Annotated in this window: 14 protein-coding genes; 11 read left to right on the forward strand and 3 right to left on the reverse strand. The window is 59.3% G+C overall.

The features are described from left to right. The first annotated feature begins 2 nt into the window (after positions 1–2). The 9 genes from NKI70_RS29125 (at position 3) to NKI70_RS29165 (ending at position 9,598) form a co-directional block, all read left to right on the forward strand. Positions 3–302, forward strand: coding sequence for a ferredoxin family protein (locus tag NKI70_RS29125; RefSeq protein ID WP_352480510.1), 300 nt, complete (start codon positions 3–5; stop codon positions 300–302). Between the two features lie 182 nt (positions 303–484). Continuing rightward, positions 485–2,248, forward strand: a complete 1,764-nt coding sequence (gene nifA, locus NKI70_RS29130; protein WP_352725751.1) for a nif-specific transcriptional activator NifA — start codon at positions 485–487, stop codon at positions 2,246–2,248. Positions 2,249–2,485: 237 nt separating this feature from the next. Continuing rightward, positions 2,486–3,964, forward strand: a complete 1,479-nt coding sequence (nifB, locus tag NKI70_RS29135) for a nitrogenase cofactor biosynthesis protein NifB (protein ID WP_352725753.1) — start codon at positions 2,486–2,488, stop codon at positions 3,962–3,964. 31 nt (positions 3,965–3,995) lie between these two features. Then, positions 3,996–4,190, forward strand: coding sequence for a 4Fe-4S dicluster domain-containing protein (locus NKI70_RS29140; RefSeq protein ID WP_352457023.1), 195 nt, complete (start codon positions 3,996–3,998; stop codon positions 4,188–4,190). 99 nt (positions 4,191–4,289) lie between these two features. Then, positions 4,290–4,610 carry a nitrogen fixation protein NifZ gene (locus tag NKI70_RS29145; protein WP_031256099.1) on the forward strand — a complete coding sequence of 107 codons (321 nt, stop codon included), beginning with the start codon at positions 4,290–4,292 and terminating at the stop codon, positions 4,608–4,610. Beyond that, positions 4,607–4,819 carry a putative nitrogen fixation protein NifT gene (gene nifT, locus NKI70_RS29150; RefSeq protein WP_352623411.1) on the forward strand — a complete coding sequence of 71 codons (213 nt, stop codon included), beginning with the start codon at positions 4,607–4,609 and terminating at the stop codon, positions 4,817–4,819. The genes NKI70_RS29145 and nifT overlap by 4 nt, the downstream gene beginning before the upstream one ends. 36 nt (positions 4,820–4,855) lie before the next feature. Beyond that, complete coding sequence (locus NKI70_RS29155) at positions 4,856–5,761, forward strand: SIR2 family NAD-dependent protein deacylase (protein ID WP_352725755.1); 906 nt, start codon at positions 4,856–4,858, stop codon at positions 5,759–5,761. 73 nt (positions 5,762–5,834) lie between these two features. Then, a complete protein-coding gene (locus tag NKI70_RS29160; RefSeq protein WP_352623409.1) occupies positions 5,835–7,703 on the forward strand; it encodes an ABC transporter ATP-binding protein in 1,869 nt (622 codons plus the stop codon). Then, positions 7,703–9,598 carry an ABC transporter ATP-binding protein gene (locus NKI70_RS29165; RefSeq protein ID WP_352725757.1) on the forward strand — a complete coding sequence of 632 codons (1,896 nt, stop codon included), beginning with the start codon at positions 7,703–7,705 and terminating at the stop codon, positions 9,596–9,598. Before NKI70_RS29160 ends, NKI70_RS29165 begins: the two co-directional genes overlap by 1 nt. 604 nt (positions 9,599–10,202) lie before the next feature. Here the strand turns inward: NKI70_RS29165 and NKI70_RS29170 are convergent. The 3 genes from NKI70_RS29170 to nifA (NKI70_RS29180) form a co-directional block, all read right to left on the reverse strand. Then, positions 10,203–11,243: an LLM class flavin-dependent oxidoreductase gene (locus NKI70_RS29170; RefSeq protein WP_352725759.1), complete on the reverse strand. Its 1,041-nt coding sequence runs from the start codon at positions 11,241–11,243 to the stop codon at positions 10,203–10,205. Between the two features lie 91 nt (positions 11,244–11,334). Further along, a complete protein-coding gene (gene hisC / locus NKI70_RS29175) occupies positions 11,335–12,474 on the reverse strand; it encodes a histidinol-phosphate transaminase (protein ID WP_352725761.1) in 1,140 nt (379 codons plus the stop codon). A gap of 235 nt (positions 12,475–12,709) precedes the next feature. Further along, on the reverse strand, positions 12,710–14,482 hold the full coding sequence (nifA, locus tag NKI70_RS29180; RefSeq protein ID WP_352725770.1) for a nif-specific transcriptional activator NifA: 1,773 nt from the start codon (positions 14,480–14,482) through the stop codon (positions 12,710–12,712). A 735-nt stretch (positions 14,483–15,217) separates the two neighbouring features. Between nifA (NKI70_RS29180) and NKI70_RS29185 the strand changes: the two genes are divergently transcribed. Both NKI70_RS29185 and NKI70_RS29190 read left to right on the forward strand, forming a co-directional pair. Then, positions 15,218–15,427, forward strand: coding sequence for a hypothetical protein (locus NKI70_RS29185; RefSeq protein WP_156937379.1), 210 nt, complete (start codon positions 15,218–15,220; stop codon positions 15,425–15,427). 54 nt (positions 15,428–15,481) lie between these two features. Next, positions 15,482–16,810, forward strand: coding sequence for a dicarboxylate/amino acid:cation symporter (locus NKI70_RS29190; protein WP_023678259.1), 1,329 nt, complete (start codon positions 15,482–15,484; stop codon positions 16,808–16,810). The last annotated feature ends 200 nt before the right edge of the window (positions 16,811–17,010 follow it).

A 17,010-nucleotide genomic window follows, 5' to 3' on the forward strand; every position in this document is an offset into this window, starting at 1 on the left:
AAATGACGATCGCAGTGACGAAGTCACGTGTCGAGGACAAGCTTTACCAGAACCGCTACTTGGTGGATTCCGGCCGTCCGCATATCAAAGTGCTACCGCACGAGAGGCCAAGCGCGAACTTGCTCGCGCTGACCCACGTCTGCCCGGCGAAATGTTATGAGTTGAACGACAAAGGTCAAGTGGAGATCACTGCCGACGGCTGCATGGAGTGCGGCACCTGCCGGATTTTGTGTGAGACCAGTGGCGAGATCGAGTGGAACTATCCACGCGGCGGTTTCGGAGTCCTCTTCAAATTCGGATGACCGACGCACGCACGTATCAAGAGCGTTAGTCTTGGTACACCTGAGGTCGCGACCAACGCCAAGTCTCATCTTTGCTTGAATCGCCTCGCAACGAAGAGAAGCTCGTGAATACTGTGCTTTCACAATTCAGACCCAGATACAAAAGGAGGAGCACTCTGGACGACAACCTCTGAGGTGTTTCCATGGCTCACGTACCGCAAGATCGGGTCGACGAGGTAGCACCTCGGGATACCCGCCCTGAACCGCCCATCAAAAGCATGCCCCAAGCAGATATCGCGCTCAGGGGACTCTACGAGATATCGAAGGTGCTGACCGCCCCCAGCGAGCTGGAGATTACGCTCGCCAACGTCGTGAACATCCTGCCTTCGTTTCTGCAGATGCGTCACGGAGCAATCATCGTCCTGGACGCTGAAGGAGAGCCGGAGATTGCCGCAACTGCCGGCAATACCCACGCACCTCAATCAGGCACTCGCCGCGTCATACCACAGGCCGTAACAGATCAAATCGTCGCTACGGGGACGCCGCTCTTGATACCGGACGTCCGCAAGTCCCAACTATTTCAGGCTGACCTTCAAACGTCTTCGAGCAGCGGCACCATCCCAATTGCCTTTATCGGTATCCCGCTAAAGGCTGATCATAAGATCCTTGGGACATTGTCGATCGACCGCGCCGGAGACGGCGCCACCGACTTTCGCGACGACGAGGACACATACTTCCTGACGATGGTCGCCAACCTTGTAGGCCGGACCATCCGTCTCCATCGCATCCTGAGTACAGATCGTCAGCGGTGTGTCCATGAGCAATGGAGACCGGAGAAATCGCCCAACGAGGGTAGGACCTACGACCCTGCCCGGCATGCGGATGTCAAAATCGACGGGATCATCGGGGAAAGCCCCGCACTCAAGCAGGTCCTCGAAACCGTCTCGGTCGTAGCAGGGACCAATTCCACCGTGCTACTGCGGGGTGAAAGCGGCACCGGCAAGGAATTCTTTGCGCAAGCCATCCATAAGCTCTCACGTCGGAGGAAGAGGTCTTTCGTCAAATTAAACTGCGCCGCACTGTCTGAAAGCGTTCTGGAGTCAGAACTGTTTGGGCATGAAAAGGGCGCTTTCACGGGTGCTATCTCCCAGCGCGCCGGTCGTTTTGAATTGGCAAATGAGGGAACGCTGCTACTTGATGAAATCGGCGAGATTTCGCCGGCCTTTCAAGCCAAGTTGTTGCGTGTCTTGCAGGAAGGCGAGTTGGAGCGAGTCGGCGGCACCAAAACGCTACAGGTCGACGTGCGCCTCATATGCGCCACCAACAAGGACCTCGAGACGGCCGTCATAAAAGGGGAGTTCAGGGCCGACCTTTATTACCGCATCAATGTGGTGCCAATTATCCTGCCTCCGCTCAGAGAGCGACCCGGCGATATTCCACGCCTTGCGAACGCGTTCCTCAACCGATTCAACAAGGAGAACGATCGCGCACTCGCCTTCGCGCCGTCGGCGCTTGACCTGATCTCGCAATGCTACTTCCCTGGTAACGTCCGCGAGCTGGAGAACTGCGTCCAACGGACGGCCACACTTGCGCGTTCAAGGACGATCACGCCATCCGATTTCGCCTGTAAGAAGAGCCAGTGCCTTTCCTGGCTCCTCTGGAAGCGAGCCGACCGCTCGAATGGCGGCACTATCATCGACGATCTCGCACGGGTCAACGCAGGGCCGGTCGGATTGCGGCTGCCGGCCAGTCGCATCGGTGCCTCCGCAGGCAACGTATCTCCCCTTGCGGCCGGCGATCCGAACGATCCCGCTTGTCCCCCGCGTCTGCCGGAACGCGACCGGCTGATCGACGCGATGGACAAGGCCGGTTGGGTTCAGGCCAGGGCGGCTCGTATCCTCGGCCTCACGCCGCGGCAAATCGGCTACGCGCTGCGCCGACATGGCATCGAGGTGAAGAAATTCTAGACGTCGTGATGACGTCAAACGTAAGCCCGGAGTAGTCTCCCTCACACTCTGCGCGCCCAAGGCTGGTAACCTTCGCGACCCGATTTGCTTGTCCACTGTCGGAAGCCCGACAAAGGTGTGTCGGAGCAATCCGACGGAATCCGACACGAAAGCCAATTCGTGAACCAAAACCGCTCTTTGACATGGCATAGCTCTTGCGGTTCGAACTGCGACATTACCCAGCAACGGAGCCGTTCGATGTCCGCACCGGCAATTTCGCTTGAGAGCCTCAGCACGACATTCGATCACCAGTTGCTTGCCACCGTGAAAGCCGGTGGCTGCGCGTCTTCGTCCTGCGGCTCGTCGATAAAGCCGGACGACACGGATCCGGCTGTCTGGGAGAAGATCAAGGATCACCCCTGCTTTTCAGAAGAGGCGCATCACTATTTCGCGCGCATGCACGTCGCGGTCGCGCCCGGCTGCAATATCCAGTGCAACTACTGCAATCGCAAATATAACTGCGCCAACGAAAGCCGGCCTGGGGTGGTCTCCGAAAAGCTGACGCCCGACCAGGCGCTACGCAAGGTGATCGCGGTCGCCAACGAGGTGCCGCAGCTTTCCGTGCTCGGCATCGCCGGACCTGGCGATGCCTGTTACGACTGGAAGAAGACGAAGGCAACGTTCGAACGAGTCGCCAGGGAAATCCCAGACATCAAGTTTTGCATCTCCACGAATGGGCTCGCGCTGCCGGACCATGTCGAGGAGCTTGCCGACATGAATGTCGATCACGTGACGATCACCATCAACATGGTCGACCCTGAGGTCGGTGCAAAGATCTATCCTTGGATCTTTTACGACCATCGCCGCTACGTCGGCATCGAAGCCGCCCGGATCCTGCACGAGCGGCAGATGTTGGGCCTGGAGATGCTGACCGCGCGCGGCATCCTCACCAAAATCAATTCGGTGATGATCCCCGGCGTGAACGATGAGCATCTGATCGAGGTGAATGGATGGGTCAAGGAGCGAGGCGCGTTCCTGCACAACCTCATGCCGCTGATTTCGGACCCGGCGCACGGCACGCACTACGGACTGAGCGGGCAACGCGGCCCAAACGCAATGGAGATGAAGGCTCTTCAGGATCGTGTCGAAGGCGGCGCCCAGTTGATGCGCCACTGCCGGCAGTGCCGGGCAGATGCCGTCGGCCTGCTCGGAGAGGATCGTGGCCAGGAATTCACAGTCGACCGGATTCCCGGCGAGGTCACCTACGATGCCAGCAATCGCAAGGCCTATCGGGAGCTGGTCGCGGAGGAGCGCCGTGATCACGTGGCTGCTAGGAGAGAAGCGATCGGATTGGTCAAGGCAGCGAGCCCCGGCAAGTCCCTTCTCTTCGCGGTGGCGACCAAGGGCGGCGGCCGCGTCAATGAACATTTCGGCCATGCGAAGGAATTCCAGGTTTATCAAGCCTCGCCGGGAGGGATCAGCTTTGTCGGGCATCGCAAGGTGGAGCAGTATTGCCTCGGCGGCTGGGGCGGAGAAGCCGCCCTCGATGGCGTCATCGCAGCGCTTGAAGGCATAGATATCGTGCTGTGCGCCAAGATCGGAAATTGCCCCGAGGATCAGCTCGCGGACGCTGGAATCCGAGCCACCGACGCTTATGCCCATGACTATATCGAGACCGCAATCAGCGCGATTTACGCCGCCGCGTGTGGGACCCCCGCACTCGCGGCGACGGCCTGAGCTGTCTCATTCATTCGGACCAGGAGTTAAAATGGCTTTCAAGATCATCGCATCCCAATGCACCCAATGCGGCGCCTGCGAATTCGAATGTCCCTCCGGCGCGATCAAGTTCAAAGGCGAGAGCTACGTGATCGAGCCGCACAAGTGCACCGAGTGCGAGGGGGTCTTCGATGCGCAGCAATGTGCCTCGGTATGCCCGGTGCCGAAGACCTGCGTTCCTGCGTGACGGACATTGGGCTGCCGACATGGTCGGGGATGCCTTTGCAGGACGCCTGGAACGCCTTTGTTCACGATCTGCAGCCTCAAGAGAAATCAGGGAACGGACATGTCGCTCGGACGCGAAGAGGAGGTCGAAATCCGCAGGCCTCCACGATTCATGCCGGGAGAGCGGGTACGTGCCACTCGCCACATAAAGAATGACGGCACCTATCCTGGCAGGGAGATCGGCGAAAATCTCGTGCGGAAGGGCGACGAGGGATATGTGCGCGACATTGGCACCTTTCTCCAGCAGTTCTTCATCTACGCGGTCGAATGGATCGACCGTGGCACCGTCGTCGGCATGCGAGCGCGTGAACTGATGAGCCTCGACAAAGCCGAGGCGCCCTGCAGTGCTGAAAGCAATACCAATGAAGGGACGGCCAGATGAAAGTCATGATCCGCAGGACCGATGCTGGCTTGTCGGCGTATGTCCCGAAGAAGGACCTCGAAGAGCCGATCATCAAGTTCGAGAAGGAAGAGTTGTGGGGCGGAACTGTGACGCTCAGGAACGGGTGGCGGCTCCTCCTACCCGATCTTCCACGGGATACGCGTCTGCCGATCACCGTCGAGGCAAGGAAGATTTCCGAAGAGGACTGATGCTGCCCCTTGATAGGTGCGTCGCGAGGAACGAGCATGAACACGATCCTGACATCGGGCCACCTCGTCATCGTGCGGGACAGTTTTGCCGAAAAGCTGCTTGACCTGGCGAAGGAAGCGCTCGCCGCCGATGAGGTGATCCCCTATCTCGGTCCGGGTCTTCTTGGGTTCAACTGTGCGGAACCGCCTGTGCCGCATACGCCGGAGCTCGTTGCCGCGGCACTCAATGCGCGGGCGCCAGCCCCTTCCAGGATCCGCACCAATATGTGGTCGGTTGCGCAGTTCATCGAACAGCGCCGGCATCGCCGGACGCTTCAAGCTTGGATGACCGACATATTCGCAGCGCCGGTGGCGCCGACCCTCCTCCACGCCTGGCTCGCAAGGCTGCCGCTCTCCCTCATCGTCGACAGCTGGTACGACGGCGCGATGCGCACGGCTCTCGTAGAGACCGGCCGAACGGACGTCGTTGAGATACAAGGCGTCACGCGGGCGAACGAAATCGGTAACATTTGGACGAAAACCTACGATTTGTCCGGGAGGGAACTCAACCCCCGATCGGGGGCGAAGACGGTTCTCTATACACCTCACGGGAGTATTAGGCCGGCGCAAAACTTTCTCGTCGCAGATTCCGACTATGTCGAAGTCCTGACCGAAATCGATATCCAGACACCGATCCCAGACGTGGTGAAGGAACGGCGCATCACCCGTGGATTTTTCTTCGTTGGCTGCCGCTTCAACGATCAGATGCTGCGCACCTACGCCAGGCAGATGATGAAGCGCTCCCGAGGTCCACATTGCGCGGTAATGGACGCGGAAACGCTGACCAGAAACGAAGCGCGTTTCCTTGCGGCAAGCGGAATCACGGTGATCGACATGCCAGTAAGTGAAGCCGCGGCTCGGCTTATAGGAACGCGCCCTGCTGCAGGTGGTGGACAGGATTAACAATGGCGGGCCCCTTTGATGATTGGTCCTTCGGCTTGCCTCGAAGGCGCAAAATGCAGTCGGGAATACACCCGTGAGCAGTGATGCTATCGGCAGCGCAACGAACGCTCTGAATTCGTTGACCGATGTGGAAGCGGCGCGCTGGGGCCGGGATTTGAGTACGCTGTTGCGCATCACGCGTATGAATTTGCGGCATCCCTGGCAGGTCGCCTTCGCTATGGGCTCGACGATCATGGCGGCAATCCTCCAGTTGCTCATTCCCCAGCTTCTCGGCCGGGCTGTCGACCAGACCCAGACAGCCATCGGGGGCGGTGTCGCGGGGACCGCGGCAGGACAAGCGCTCTGGATCCCGGCTCTCCTGCTGCTCGCCGTCAGCGCGCTACGCGGCCTTTTCACGATGGCGCAGAACTATTTTGCCGAAGCCGTCGGGCATCATGTCGCGTACGAACTGCGGCTCGCCTACTACGACAAGATCCAGCGTCTCAGCTTTTCCTTTCACGACCGGGTCCATTCAGGCGATCTGATCACCATCGGAATGCTCGATCTCCAAGGCGTGCGGATGTATTTTTCCACCGCGCTCGTTCGCGTGCTCCTGCTCACCATGCTGATCGGGATCGGCGCCTACATGATGATCTCGACCGATCCCATGCTCGGCCTGGTCGCGCTGAGCTTCGTGCCTTTTGTCGCCTGGCGCTCATCGGCCACACAGCTTAGGCTGCGCGCCACCTGGCTCGACCTGCATGAGCGGCTTTCGGTACTAAGCCGCGTGATGGAGGAAAATCTCGCAGGCATCCGCGTGGTCCGCGCTTTTGCGGCTCAAGCCTACGAGATGCTGAAGTTCGACGGCGCTTCCAAGAACGCGCTCGACCTCGCCCACGACCGCGTTGACATCTACGTGCCCAGCACGTCGGCGATGACCTTGTCCTTCTTTTTCGCAATGGGATTGGTGCTCTGGATCGGTGGCAGCAAGCTCGTCGCTGGCGAGATCAGCGTCGGAACGGTGGCGACCTTCCTGACCTTCATGACAATCCTGCAAATGCCAGTCCGCCAGATCGGCCTCATGGTCAATGCCTTTGCCCGCGCTTCTAGCTGCGGTTCGCGGCTTTTCGGTCTCCTCGACCAGGAGATCACAATCAGGGATGCTCTCGAGGCCAGACCGCTCGAGATAAGCGACGGCACTCTGCGCTTCCACAATGTCTCGTTTGCGTACCCCAGCGCCGAAAACCGCGCCATTTTGAAGAACCTCAGCTTTGAGGCCCGTAGAGGCGAGACGATCGCGATCGTCGGTCCGCCGGGTTCGGGCAAATCGACGATGGCTCATCTGGTCCCCCGCTTTTACGACGTGACCGGTGGCGCCATCACGCTGGACGGCCAGGACATACGTAATGTCACCCTCGCGACGCTTCGCAAGGCGGTCGCCGTCGTACAGCAGGATGCATTCCTATTCACCACCACGATCGAGAACAACATCGCTTATGGCGATCCCTGGGCGAAGAGACAGCGAATAGAACGCGCTGGCGAATTCGCCCAGCTCCACAACTACATCCTCGGGCTCCCAGCAGGCTACGAGACGGTCGTGGGCGAACGCGGCGTCTCTCTCTCTGGCGGCCAGCGCCAGCGTCTCACGATTGCTCGCACCATGATGCTGCGCCCCTCCGTCGTCGTTTTCGACGACTCAACGGCGGCGATCGATGCCGGCACCGAGCAGCGCATCCGCGCGGCGATGCGGCGCTTCGCCAAGGATCGGGTGACGATCATCATCGCGCACCGGCTGAGTGCGCTTATGCACGCCGATCAGATCCTTTTTGTCGATAACGGCGAAATCGTAGAACGCGGCACGCATCAAGAGCTTTTGGCGAAGCGGGGACGCTACAAGGCCCTTTACGATCTCCAGACGCGCCCGGGTGATGACAATATGACCCAGTATGGGGGCGCCCGCTGATGGCGCAGGGCCGCGCCGGCGAAGTCGAAGCCGAACGTGACGACGGCAGACGCCCTCCGCGCGCGGTTGTCGGCTCGCACCGCATCGAGGAGGAGATGTTCGGCCGGGCTTTCGACAAGAGCATCCTCCGGCGCATCTGGGCCTTCGTCCGTCCCTATCGGGCCAGGGTAGTCATCACGATTGCAGCAATGCTGATCTTCACCGGGACGCAGCTTCTCATCCCGTTGATCATCCGCTACGCGATCGACCAAGGCATGAACCCGGCAAGGACCGATCGCTCAGCCCAGCTTGCGGCCGTCGGCGCGTTCGTTTTGGCGATTTTGGTCAATTTCGCTGCCGGCTACATGCAGGAAACCGTGGTTGGGAAAGTGGCCGAAACTGTCCTGTTCGACATCCGCCGCGCCATGTTTGGCCATCTGCAGAAGGTTTCGCTCTCCTTCATGGACAAGACCGAGGTCGGACGCCTCATGTCGCGCCTGCAAGGCGACGTCAACTCCATACAGGAATTCCTCGAAACCTCGGTATATTCCGTAGGCGATGTTGCGCTTCTCTTCGGCATCGTTTTCGTAATGCTGTGGCTCGACTTCCGCCTCGGCCTCCTGACGCTCTCGGTTCTGCCGGTCCTGGTGATCGTCCGCATTGTCTGGCTGCCGCGTGCCCGCGACGCCTTCATGGCCGCACACGAGACTAATTCCGTCGTCAACGGCGCGCTGGCCGAAGCCATTCACGGCGTGCGCACCGTCCAGTCAATGGACCGCCAGCAGGTGAATTTCATCCTTTTTGACGACAAGGCCCATGCCAACCTCAGGACCCACCTGATCGCTGCCAAATATGCACTGGTCATGGTGCCTATCGTCGATGGCCTCACCGGCCTCGCCATGGCCGCCGTTATTGTGGTCGGCGGCTCGATGGTCATGAATGGCCGCATAGATGTGGGCGTATTGGTTGCCTACCTATTTTACATCCAGCGCTTCTTTGACCCGATCCGCTCACTCACCCTGCAATATTCGGTCATGCAGCGCGCCATGGCCTCAGGCAAGCGCCTGACCGATGTGCTCGACGTCAAGATCGATGTTCAGGACAAACCCAATGCCGAGGTGCTTTCGCCCGAAATGGACGGCTCGGTCGAGTTCAGGGACGTCACCTTCGGCTACAATCCGAACCGTTCGGTGCTGAAAAATGTCTCCTTCCGGGTCAATCCCGGCGAGACGGTCGCACTGGTCGGGCCGAGCGGTTCTGGCAAATCGAGTGCGATGGCCCTGGTCCACCGCTTCTATGATGTTCAGCAGGGCCAAGTTCTGGTCGGCGGATATGATGTGCGCGATCTCACCCAGGAATCGCTCGGCCGCCAGGTCGCCATGGTGCTGCAGGAGCCATTCCTGTTCACCGGGACGGTCTTCGAGAACATTCGATACCACAAGACAGAGGCCACGCGAGACAAGGTGATGGAGGCGGCCAAGGCGGTCGGCGCCCACGACTTCATCATGAGCCTCGCCGATGGGTATGAGACCCAACTTGGCGAACGCGGCGACAACTTATCTCTCGGCCAGCGCCAGCTCATCAGTTTCGCTCGCGCCCTCGTCGCCGACGCCAAGATCCTCGTGCTCGACGAAGCTACCGCCAACATCGACAGCTACACGGAAATGCAGATTCAGAAGGCTCTGATAAAGCTGCTTGAAGGGCGCACTGGCCTCGTCATCGCCCACCGTCTTGCCACGATCCGGGGTGCCGACCGCATCATCGTGCTTCAGAATGGCCAAGTTATTGCGACTGGCAACCACGATCAGCTAATAGCCATGGGGGGTCTGTATTCCAAACTCTACAATCTCAACTACGCCTCCTTTGACGATATTCCAGAACACGATACGACCGTACAAGCCGGCTCCCAGACCTGACGTCTTGGCGGCCTTGTGGTACTGACATTGACTTCGGGCGTGCCGGCGGACACTCAGGCCGCCGCAGACGAGGAAGCAGGCAGCATTCATGCAAAGCACTCGCGCGGATCGTGAAGACCGGCTGCGAACGATTTCCTCCAGCGTCGTTATCCGACCGCGGTGCACGCCGCGACATCGGGCGAACTCGCTCCAGGTGGTGTCGTTCGGCGTAGCAAAGCCGCTCGCGAGCGCGCCCTCAACAGCGCCGTAGCGAGTGACGGCTTTGCTACCGCCGAGCCGCTGATGAAGCTGGATGCGGGAGCCGCCACCGGCGCCGCCCCGGTCGAGAAGAACCTCTTGCGGCGGGCTATGGGACTAGCGCGAGCGCGACGAGCAGATGCGTGCCGGCATCGTGACGCGCTCGGCCATCATCTCCTTAGGATCGTGCAGTCTCACACCGTGCCCAGATGCCGGCCAACGCACAAACCTGGTAATCTGTGCCGCCGGCTCGTCGTCAGTTTGGCCTCCCTCACGATTTCCCAATCCCCACCACGTGCACGCTCGAGCAATGTGAGGGAGCGCTGTTACAACGATTTACCTTCGGATCAGACCGCGAATTTCACGGTCAGACAAGTCGAGCCATGATTTCGGATTGAATGGTCGTCGCGGTGTACAGGGAAGCATCTAGCGGCAGATTTCCAAATGCCAGTTGACAAAGAAGGTAGTTAGCACCTGCCTCTTCCAACTGACTGAGCAGAGCTTCTCGCACAGACGCTGCTGATCCTACCACGCACAATTCACTCTCGACTGCCGCATCGAAGGTCAGCGGCAGGTTGGGTGGAGTGGGGATAGCGTTAAGCTCGTAAAGGAATTGGAAGCTCTTGAGCCATCGTTCGTAAGCAGGTGCCGCGAGCGAATAGGCATGTGTGTCACAACGCCCAACCACGACCATGCGGAGCAATCCAATAAATGGCGCTCGATCGCCCGCGCCAGTGTTGTCCTCTTGATAGGCGCGGAACGCATCAGTAGTTTTGCGAACAGAAGAGGAAGGTCCTACACACGCGATATTTGCTCCATTCGCAGCGGCCCAGGCTGCGGACTCGGGTCGATTGGCGGCGACCCATGTCGGCGGATGTGGACGCTGATGAGGTCTTAGCGTCAAAGGAACGTCATTGAGCTCAAAATGGCGGCCTTGATAGCACAGCGTGCCAACCTTCATGGCATTAACAAGTATTTCAACAAGAATTTCGCTGGCTTCCGCATAGCGGCCCGGCACCGCGTCCGCACCAATCCCGAAGTAACCCAATTCGATCGGGAGAGCACCGCGCCCTATGCCCAGTTCGAGCCTGCCACCGCTCAACTGGTCCAGCATACAGATCTCTTCGAACGCACGCAGCGGATGATAAAGCGCAAGCAGCATCACCAAGGGTCCGAGACGCAGGCGCCGGGTGCGCTGGGCGACGCTCGATAAGAACAGATTCGGCGATGGACCTCTCCCATGGGGGGTACAGTGGTGCTCTGCGAGATGATAGGCATAGAACCCTAGCTGATCGCACGCCTCTGCTAATATCAGGCGATCTTCGTACTGCCGGGCGATATCGAGGCCGTCCTCGTCCAGATGATCGAAGATGCCGAAGGCTAGGTTTGAAGGAAAGACGTTTGTCACTCGATATTGTCCCCGATTTTAAAGAAAAATGCTGTCATGCTTGGGTGACCAAGCAAGTCTAAAGATAGCAATGTGTGATATCGGATTAGCGTCAGCGTACCGAACGAGCAGAGCCTGACGCTCCCCTGCCCGTGGTGCTTGGTATGTTTAAGCTTCCAACTATATCGCGAGCGGCAGCAAGAAATGCATCCAATTGCTCTTTTGTGCCGATGCTGACGCGGATGCAATGTTCCAAACCATTGTCCGGAAAGTAGGCAACGAGTATCTTTTGCCTTTCCAAGGCTGCTTGCCACCATGAGCCGTCCTGTCCCGCTGGCACACGGGCTAGCAAGAAATTTGCGTGGGAGGGCGTTACGGAAAATCCAAGTTGCGACAGTGCGGCTGTCACTCGCTGTCGTTCATGTCTGATGTGCTTGTGGTTCTCTGCGTAGGCGCCGCGATGCGCAAGCACGCTGATACCAACCGCATGCCCGATCACGTTCATGTTGAAGACGTTCTGGATGTTGCGCAGCCTGCCAATAATCTCAGGGTGACCGAAACCGAAACCGACGCGAATGCCGGCGGCGGCATAGCTCTTCGAAAATGTTCTCAAGATCAGAAGGTTCGAATAACGGTTGATGAGGCGCAGCCCGTGATCGGGTGCAAAGTCGACGTAGGCCTCATCAAGGACGACCAGGCGATCCGATTGTGCCACGAGGCGTTCGATATTGCTTATCGAGAGGAATGTTCCGGTCGGATTGTTTGGATTGGCCACCAGAATGAACTTGGCGTCTTTTGCCGGACCGGAAAGCAATTGCTCCATTGGCAGCGAATGACTTTGACATCCGATCTCGAGAAACTCAGCACCATGCAACATGGCAAGTTTGCGGTTGAACGAAAACCCTGGCGATATCATCGCCACCTTGTCGCCAGGGGCGAGGAAAGCTCTGTAGATGAGTCCGAGCAGTTCAGACGACCCGTTGCCTGCGATGACCTGATCCGTGGATACGCCATAGGTATTGGACGCAGCTTCCCTCAAGCTGATGTTATCGTCGTCCGGATACAGATACTGGCGCTGGAGGGCCGCCACTGCACTTTGCATTATGATTGGCGGCAACGGAAACGGGTTCTCATTCGTATTCAGCTTGACAAAACTTCTGTCCGGCGCTGGTCCGTTGGACGGCAGAGCATCTAACTGTCGCGTCCCTTGCGGAAGAGACGAAAGCACAGCTTGCAGTTTTGCATCGGACATATTTTATCTCCGTTTCAGTCGCACAGGGGCATCCGTATGAGCTCGCAACGAGAGCAACATGGCGGACGGATTGACGATGGCAGCGTCGCCTTTCACAAGATGGTCGCAACGCCGGCTGCCACGGGAATTCGGCCAGGCTGTCCTCGGTCGGATCGGCTTGACGCGGAGGCGGATCTGCATCCCTGCGCGGGCCAAGCCGCTAAGCGGTCTCAGCTAATCCGCCTGAGTCATGCTTTCACAGACGCTTGACCTCGATGCCGTATTTCCTCAGCACGTAGCCAATCTGGCGCGGGGTCAGTCCAAGCAGGCGCGCCGCCTTTGCCTGCACCCAGCCACATCTTTCCATGGCAGCAATGACGCGCTCGGCGTCGGTGGTCCTCGCGCCCAATGAGTAGGGTGCTCCGGCAGGCGGGACTGTGGTGGCGGCCGAACGAGCGGCCGCATCCGGCGGCGTGGCCGGATTCACTGCCTCTGGCATGATTGGCGCTGGTTGCAGCGCGGCCTTGCCCGATCTGCTCTTCCGCAGCGCCTCGGCAAAGCATTGGTCGTGGGAGCACGCAAAGTCGTTTCTCCCGATTGATCGTCCCTCCGCCAGGATCGCTGTCCGGTGCACGCAATTTTCAAGCTCGCGAATGTTGCCGGGAAATTCACATTTCATCAGTACTTCAATCGCACGCGGATCGAAGGTCAGCGTACGGCCGTTCTCATCGTTGAAATTCTTGAGAAACTCAGCTGCGAGGAGCGGAATATCGCTGCGCCTTTGGCGTAACGCCGGCACCAGCAAGGGAACCACGTTGATGCGATAATATAGGTCGGCGCGGAACTCATTCCTTGCAACCGCCTCTTCAAGGTTCCTGTTCGTGGCGGCAATCACGCGAACGTCGACCTTGATGGTCTGGTTGCTGCCGACGCGCTCAAACTCCTGCTCCTGCAGCACGCGCAGTAGCTTTGCCTGGAAGGAGGCCGAGATCTCGCCGATCTCATCCAGAAACAACGTCCCCTTGTCGGCGAGCTCAAAGCGACCCTTGCGGGAATTGAACGCGCTTGTGAAGGCACCCTTCTCATGACCGAACAATTCGGATTCCAGGACTGTCTCTGGCAGCGCTGCACAATTGAGTTTGATGAAGGGCCGCTTGGCGCGCGGCGACAACTCGTGAATTGCCTTGGCGACCAGCTCCTTCCCGGTACCGGATTCGCCTCGCAACAGAACCGTGGTCTTTGCCTTAGCTACAACTGCGATCTTCTCGAGCAGCGCGCTTAGCGCCGGACTATCGCCAATCATTCCCTTGACGTGAACCTTCTTGCGCTGCGGTGCAGGGTGCTTGACATCAGAGAATTGCGTTTGCAGCCCATCTTCCACCTCCGTCGGTCGTTCGCGGTCGCCCGCGGAGAAGCGGTGCAACTTGACTGTCTGTCCCACCATGTTGGCGATCATGGTGAGCAGCCGGACATCATAATCGAGCCGATACGTTGACCTGCTGTCCAAGGCGCGGTCGATAGTCAGCGTGCCTACGGCGTTCCCATCAACACGAATGGGAACGCCGATGAACGACACGGGGTCGGAGGCCCCAAGCACCTCTATGTCAGCGGCAGTGAAGGCCGAATGCACCGCTATGTTCTCGGCGACGAGCGGCGTGTCCGTCGTCACAATCCGATCGATTGCCTCGCGCGGCAGACGCATCCGGGAGCGCTCATCGCTGTTCTCGTCGCAGCCGGTGACTACGGTGATGTCCAGTATGCCCTCAGCGTCGAAGAGAGCGATGATGCCGTGCCGCATCTGCACAAACGAGGGCAGGAGATCGACGACCTTGGCCAACGTGACTTCGAGCCGGGCGGGGTCGGTGAGTACTTTCGATATTTCGAAGATGCCGGTAAGCGCGCGCTCGTGCGATGGCACAAAAGGGACCGCGGTGTTCGTCTCGGACTTTGGGTAAGCCCTTTTCGCATCCGGAAGCGAAATGCGGCACTCGCTGGCATTTTGTTCTGATTTGGGAATGTTGTGGTGCATGTGATCCTCGATCTCGCGCCATGAAATGCATGCCGGCGGCATGTGCGCCCGCGACGTCGCGGGCAAGCGCGAAAATGCTCTGACGTGAACTCGTGCCACCGCCGTGTGGTCGAGTACAAAGCGGGTCGACCCCTGACGCATCGCTTGGCTCTCCCTCCACGAAGCTTGGCCACGTTCTCGGCTTGCACGGGGGCAACCACACGTTGATTTTCAAAAGACTGGAGCGAGGCGGGATAGTCAATCGAGCTTTCTTTCATTCGTGAAAGGAAACCTCGCGGCCTATGATAGAATTCATCAGTTCTAATTTTTGTCGGCGATGTTGAACGACAGAAATACGGCGCCGGCGATGCGGTGCCCGAGCGGCTGACCGCGCCGAGTTGCCGGGCCGTGCCAGTCACCAGCGCCTGCGAACCAGGGGCGGGAGCGATAATCACTGCCGACGACACTGGTCGGTCGCGGCAACCGCCATTTCCTCGATATTGATGACGCAGATAAGGCGGCGGCGTCGCGTGTGAAGGCGCGAAGGTGGCGGTCGAGCGCGGCTTTCTCGGCGGTGCTTGGAACTTCTGAACCGCATCGTCGCGGTCAGCACCAGCGGCGTCAATCCCTACGTCTCGACGTCGCTTTCAAGCTGTCGCTGCAGCGGGAGCGCGGCAAAGAACACGGCAATTCTGCGCCCTGGTGCCAGCGATGCGGCCCTTCCCAAAGTCGGCAAACCGAGGAGCCCGCCACGATGTGCAGCAAAACCGCAAGCCAGAGAGATCGACCGGCAATCTGCCGGAGAACATCAAGCGCGTGCTGGACGGCGGCCTTGTCATTCCCGTCTTGTGCCACCGCATTCATCCCATCATTGGCGAGCCCAACGTCAGTTCAGGTCATGCGGATCCATTTGGCATGGGTATTGCGGCGGCGTTGGTGCAGCGTTCGACCGGAGCGCCGCGATAGGGAGAAGCCCGGGAGAAGTCACGCCACCTCGATCCGGTCAGGGAGAGAGAAACAGTGTCAGCTGCACAAGTCCGCGGCGCGAGTCCCGCGCCCCGCAAACCCTTCTATGCCAAGCTTTACGCGCAGGTGCTTGCCGCCATCGCCCTCGGCGTCGCAATTGGCTATTTCTATCCAGGGACCGGCGAGAGCTTGAAGCCGCTGGGCGATGCCTTCATCAAGCTGGTCAAGATGATCATCGCGCCTGTCATCTTCCTGACAATTGCGACCGGCATTGCCGGCATGAACGATCTTCACAAGGTCGGCCGGGTCGCCGGCAAGGCAATGGTCTATTTCCTGACCTTCTCGACGCTGGCGCTGATCGTCGGCCTCATCGTCGCCAATGTCGTCCAGCCTGGCGCCGGCCTCAACATCGATCCGGCCTCGCTCGATGTCCAGGCCGTGAATACCTATGCCGCAAAGGCCCACGAGCAGTCGGTCACCGGCTTCCTGATGAACATCATCCCGCCAACGATTGTCGGTGCCTTCGCGGAAGGCGACATCCTGCAGGTGCTGTTCTTCTCGGTTCTGTTCGGCATGGCGCTCGCGATGGCCGGAGAGACGGGCAAGCCTGTCGTTTCCTTCCTTCAGGCGCTCATCGCGCCTGTCTTCAAGCTCGTCGGCATTCTGATGAAAGCCGCGCCGATCGGCGCTTTCGGCGCAATGGCCTTCACCATCGGTAGATATGGCATCGGTTCGGTCGTCAACCTCGCGATGCTGGTCGCGACGTTTTATTTCACCGCCTTCCTCTTCGTGTTCGGGGTTCTCGGCGCGGTCTGCCGCTACAACGGCTTTTCGATCTGTTCTCTTATTCGCTACATCAAGGAAGAGCTGCTGCTTGTCCTCGCAACGTCCTCCTCGGAGGCCGCGCTCCCCTCGCTCATGCAGAAGATGGAGAAGGCGGGCGCCAGGCGTTCGGTTGTGGGTCTCGTCATCCCGGCCGGATATTCGTTCAATCTGGACGGCACGAATATCTACATGACCCTGGCGGCCCTCTTCATCGCGCAGGCGACGAACACGGATCTGTCAATCGGCGATCAGGTGCTGCTGCTGCTCGTTGCGATGCTTTCCTCCAAGGGCGCTGCAGGTGTGACAGGTGCGGGCTTCATCACCCTGGCTGCTACGCTCGCCGTAGTTCCGAGTGTTCCCGTTGCTGGGATGGCACTGATACTCGGCATCGACCGCTTCATGTCCGAATGCCGGGCGCTGACGAATTGCGTCGGCAACGCAGTGGCATCCCTCGTCGTTGCCCGCTGGGAAGGAGAATTGGACCGAGCGCAGATGAAAGCCGCCTTCTGCGGTCATCAGCTTGCCGAGGCATCAAACCGGCTATCCTCCGCCGAGTAAGGTCGACGCACCGCGACCGGTTTCGCCAAGCTGGTCACATGACCTGAACGATCGACTCGCAGGCTCTAAACGGCGCCTCACGGACCATGTATCAGAAGCGCAATATGTGTGAGTGCAAATCATCGCCGCCCTAAGCGAATGAACCTTCCGTTATACCCGGCCGGTCTACATCTGGAGTAGTCCAATACGCTGTCGATCAT

Source organism: Mesorhizobium sp. M0500, from assembly GCF_040321165.1.
GTDB lineage: Bacteria > Pseudomonadota > Alphaproteobacteria > Rhizobiales > Rhizobiaceae > Mesorhizobium.

Coding starts and splice junctions, on each gene's coding strand:
- NKI70_RS29125 (WP_352480510.1), top strand. CDS start 3: ATGACGATCGCAGTGACGAAGTCACGTGTCGAGGACAAGCTTTACCAG.
- NKI70_RS29165 (WP_352725757.1), top strand. CDS start 7,703: ATGGCGCAGGGCCGCGCCGGCGAAGTCGAAGCCGAACGTGACGACGGC.
- hisC (WP_352725761.1), bottom strand. CDS start 12,474: ATGTCCGATGCAAAACTGCAAGCTGTGCTTTCGTCTCTTCCGCAAGGG.
- nifB (WP_352725753.1), top strand. CDS start 2,486: ATGTCCGCACCGGCAATTTCGCTTGAGAGCCTCAGCACGACATTCGAT.
- nifT (WP_352623411.1), top strand. CDS start 4,607: ATGAAAGTCATGATCCGCAGGACCGATGCTGGCTTGTCGGCGTATGTC.
- nifA (WP_352725770.1), bottom strand. CDS start 14,482: ATGCACCACAACATTCCCAAATCAGAACAAAATGCCAGCGAGTGCCGC.
- NKI70_RS29140 (WP_352457023.1), top strand. CDS start 3,996: ATGGCTTTCAAGATCATCGCATCCCAATGCACCCAATGCGGCGCCTGC.
- NKI70_RS29145 (WP_031256099.1), top strand. CDS start 4,290: ATGTCGCTCGGACGCGAAGAGGAGGTCGAAATCCGCAGGCCTCCACGA.
- NKI70_RS29155 (WP_352725755.1), top strand. CDS start 4,856: ATGAACACGATCCTGACATCGGGCCACCTCGTCATCGTGCGGGACAGT.
- nifA (WP_352725751.1), top strand. CDS start 485: ATGGCTCACGTACCGCAAGATCGGGTCGACGAGGTAGCACCTCGGGAT.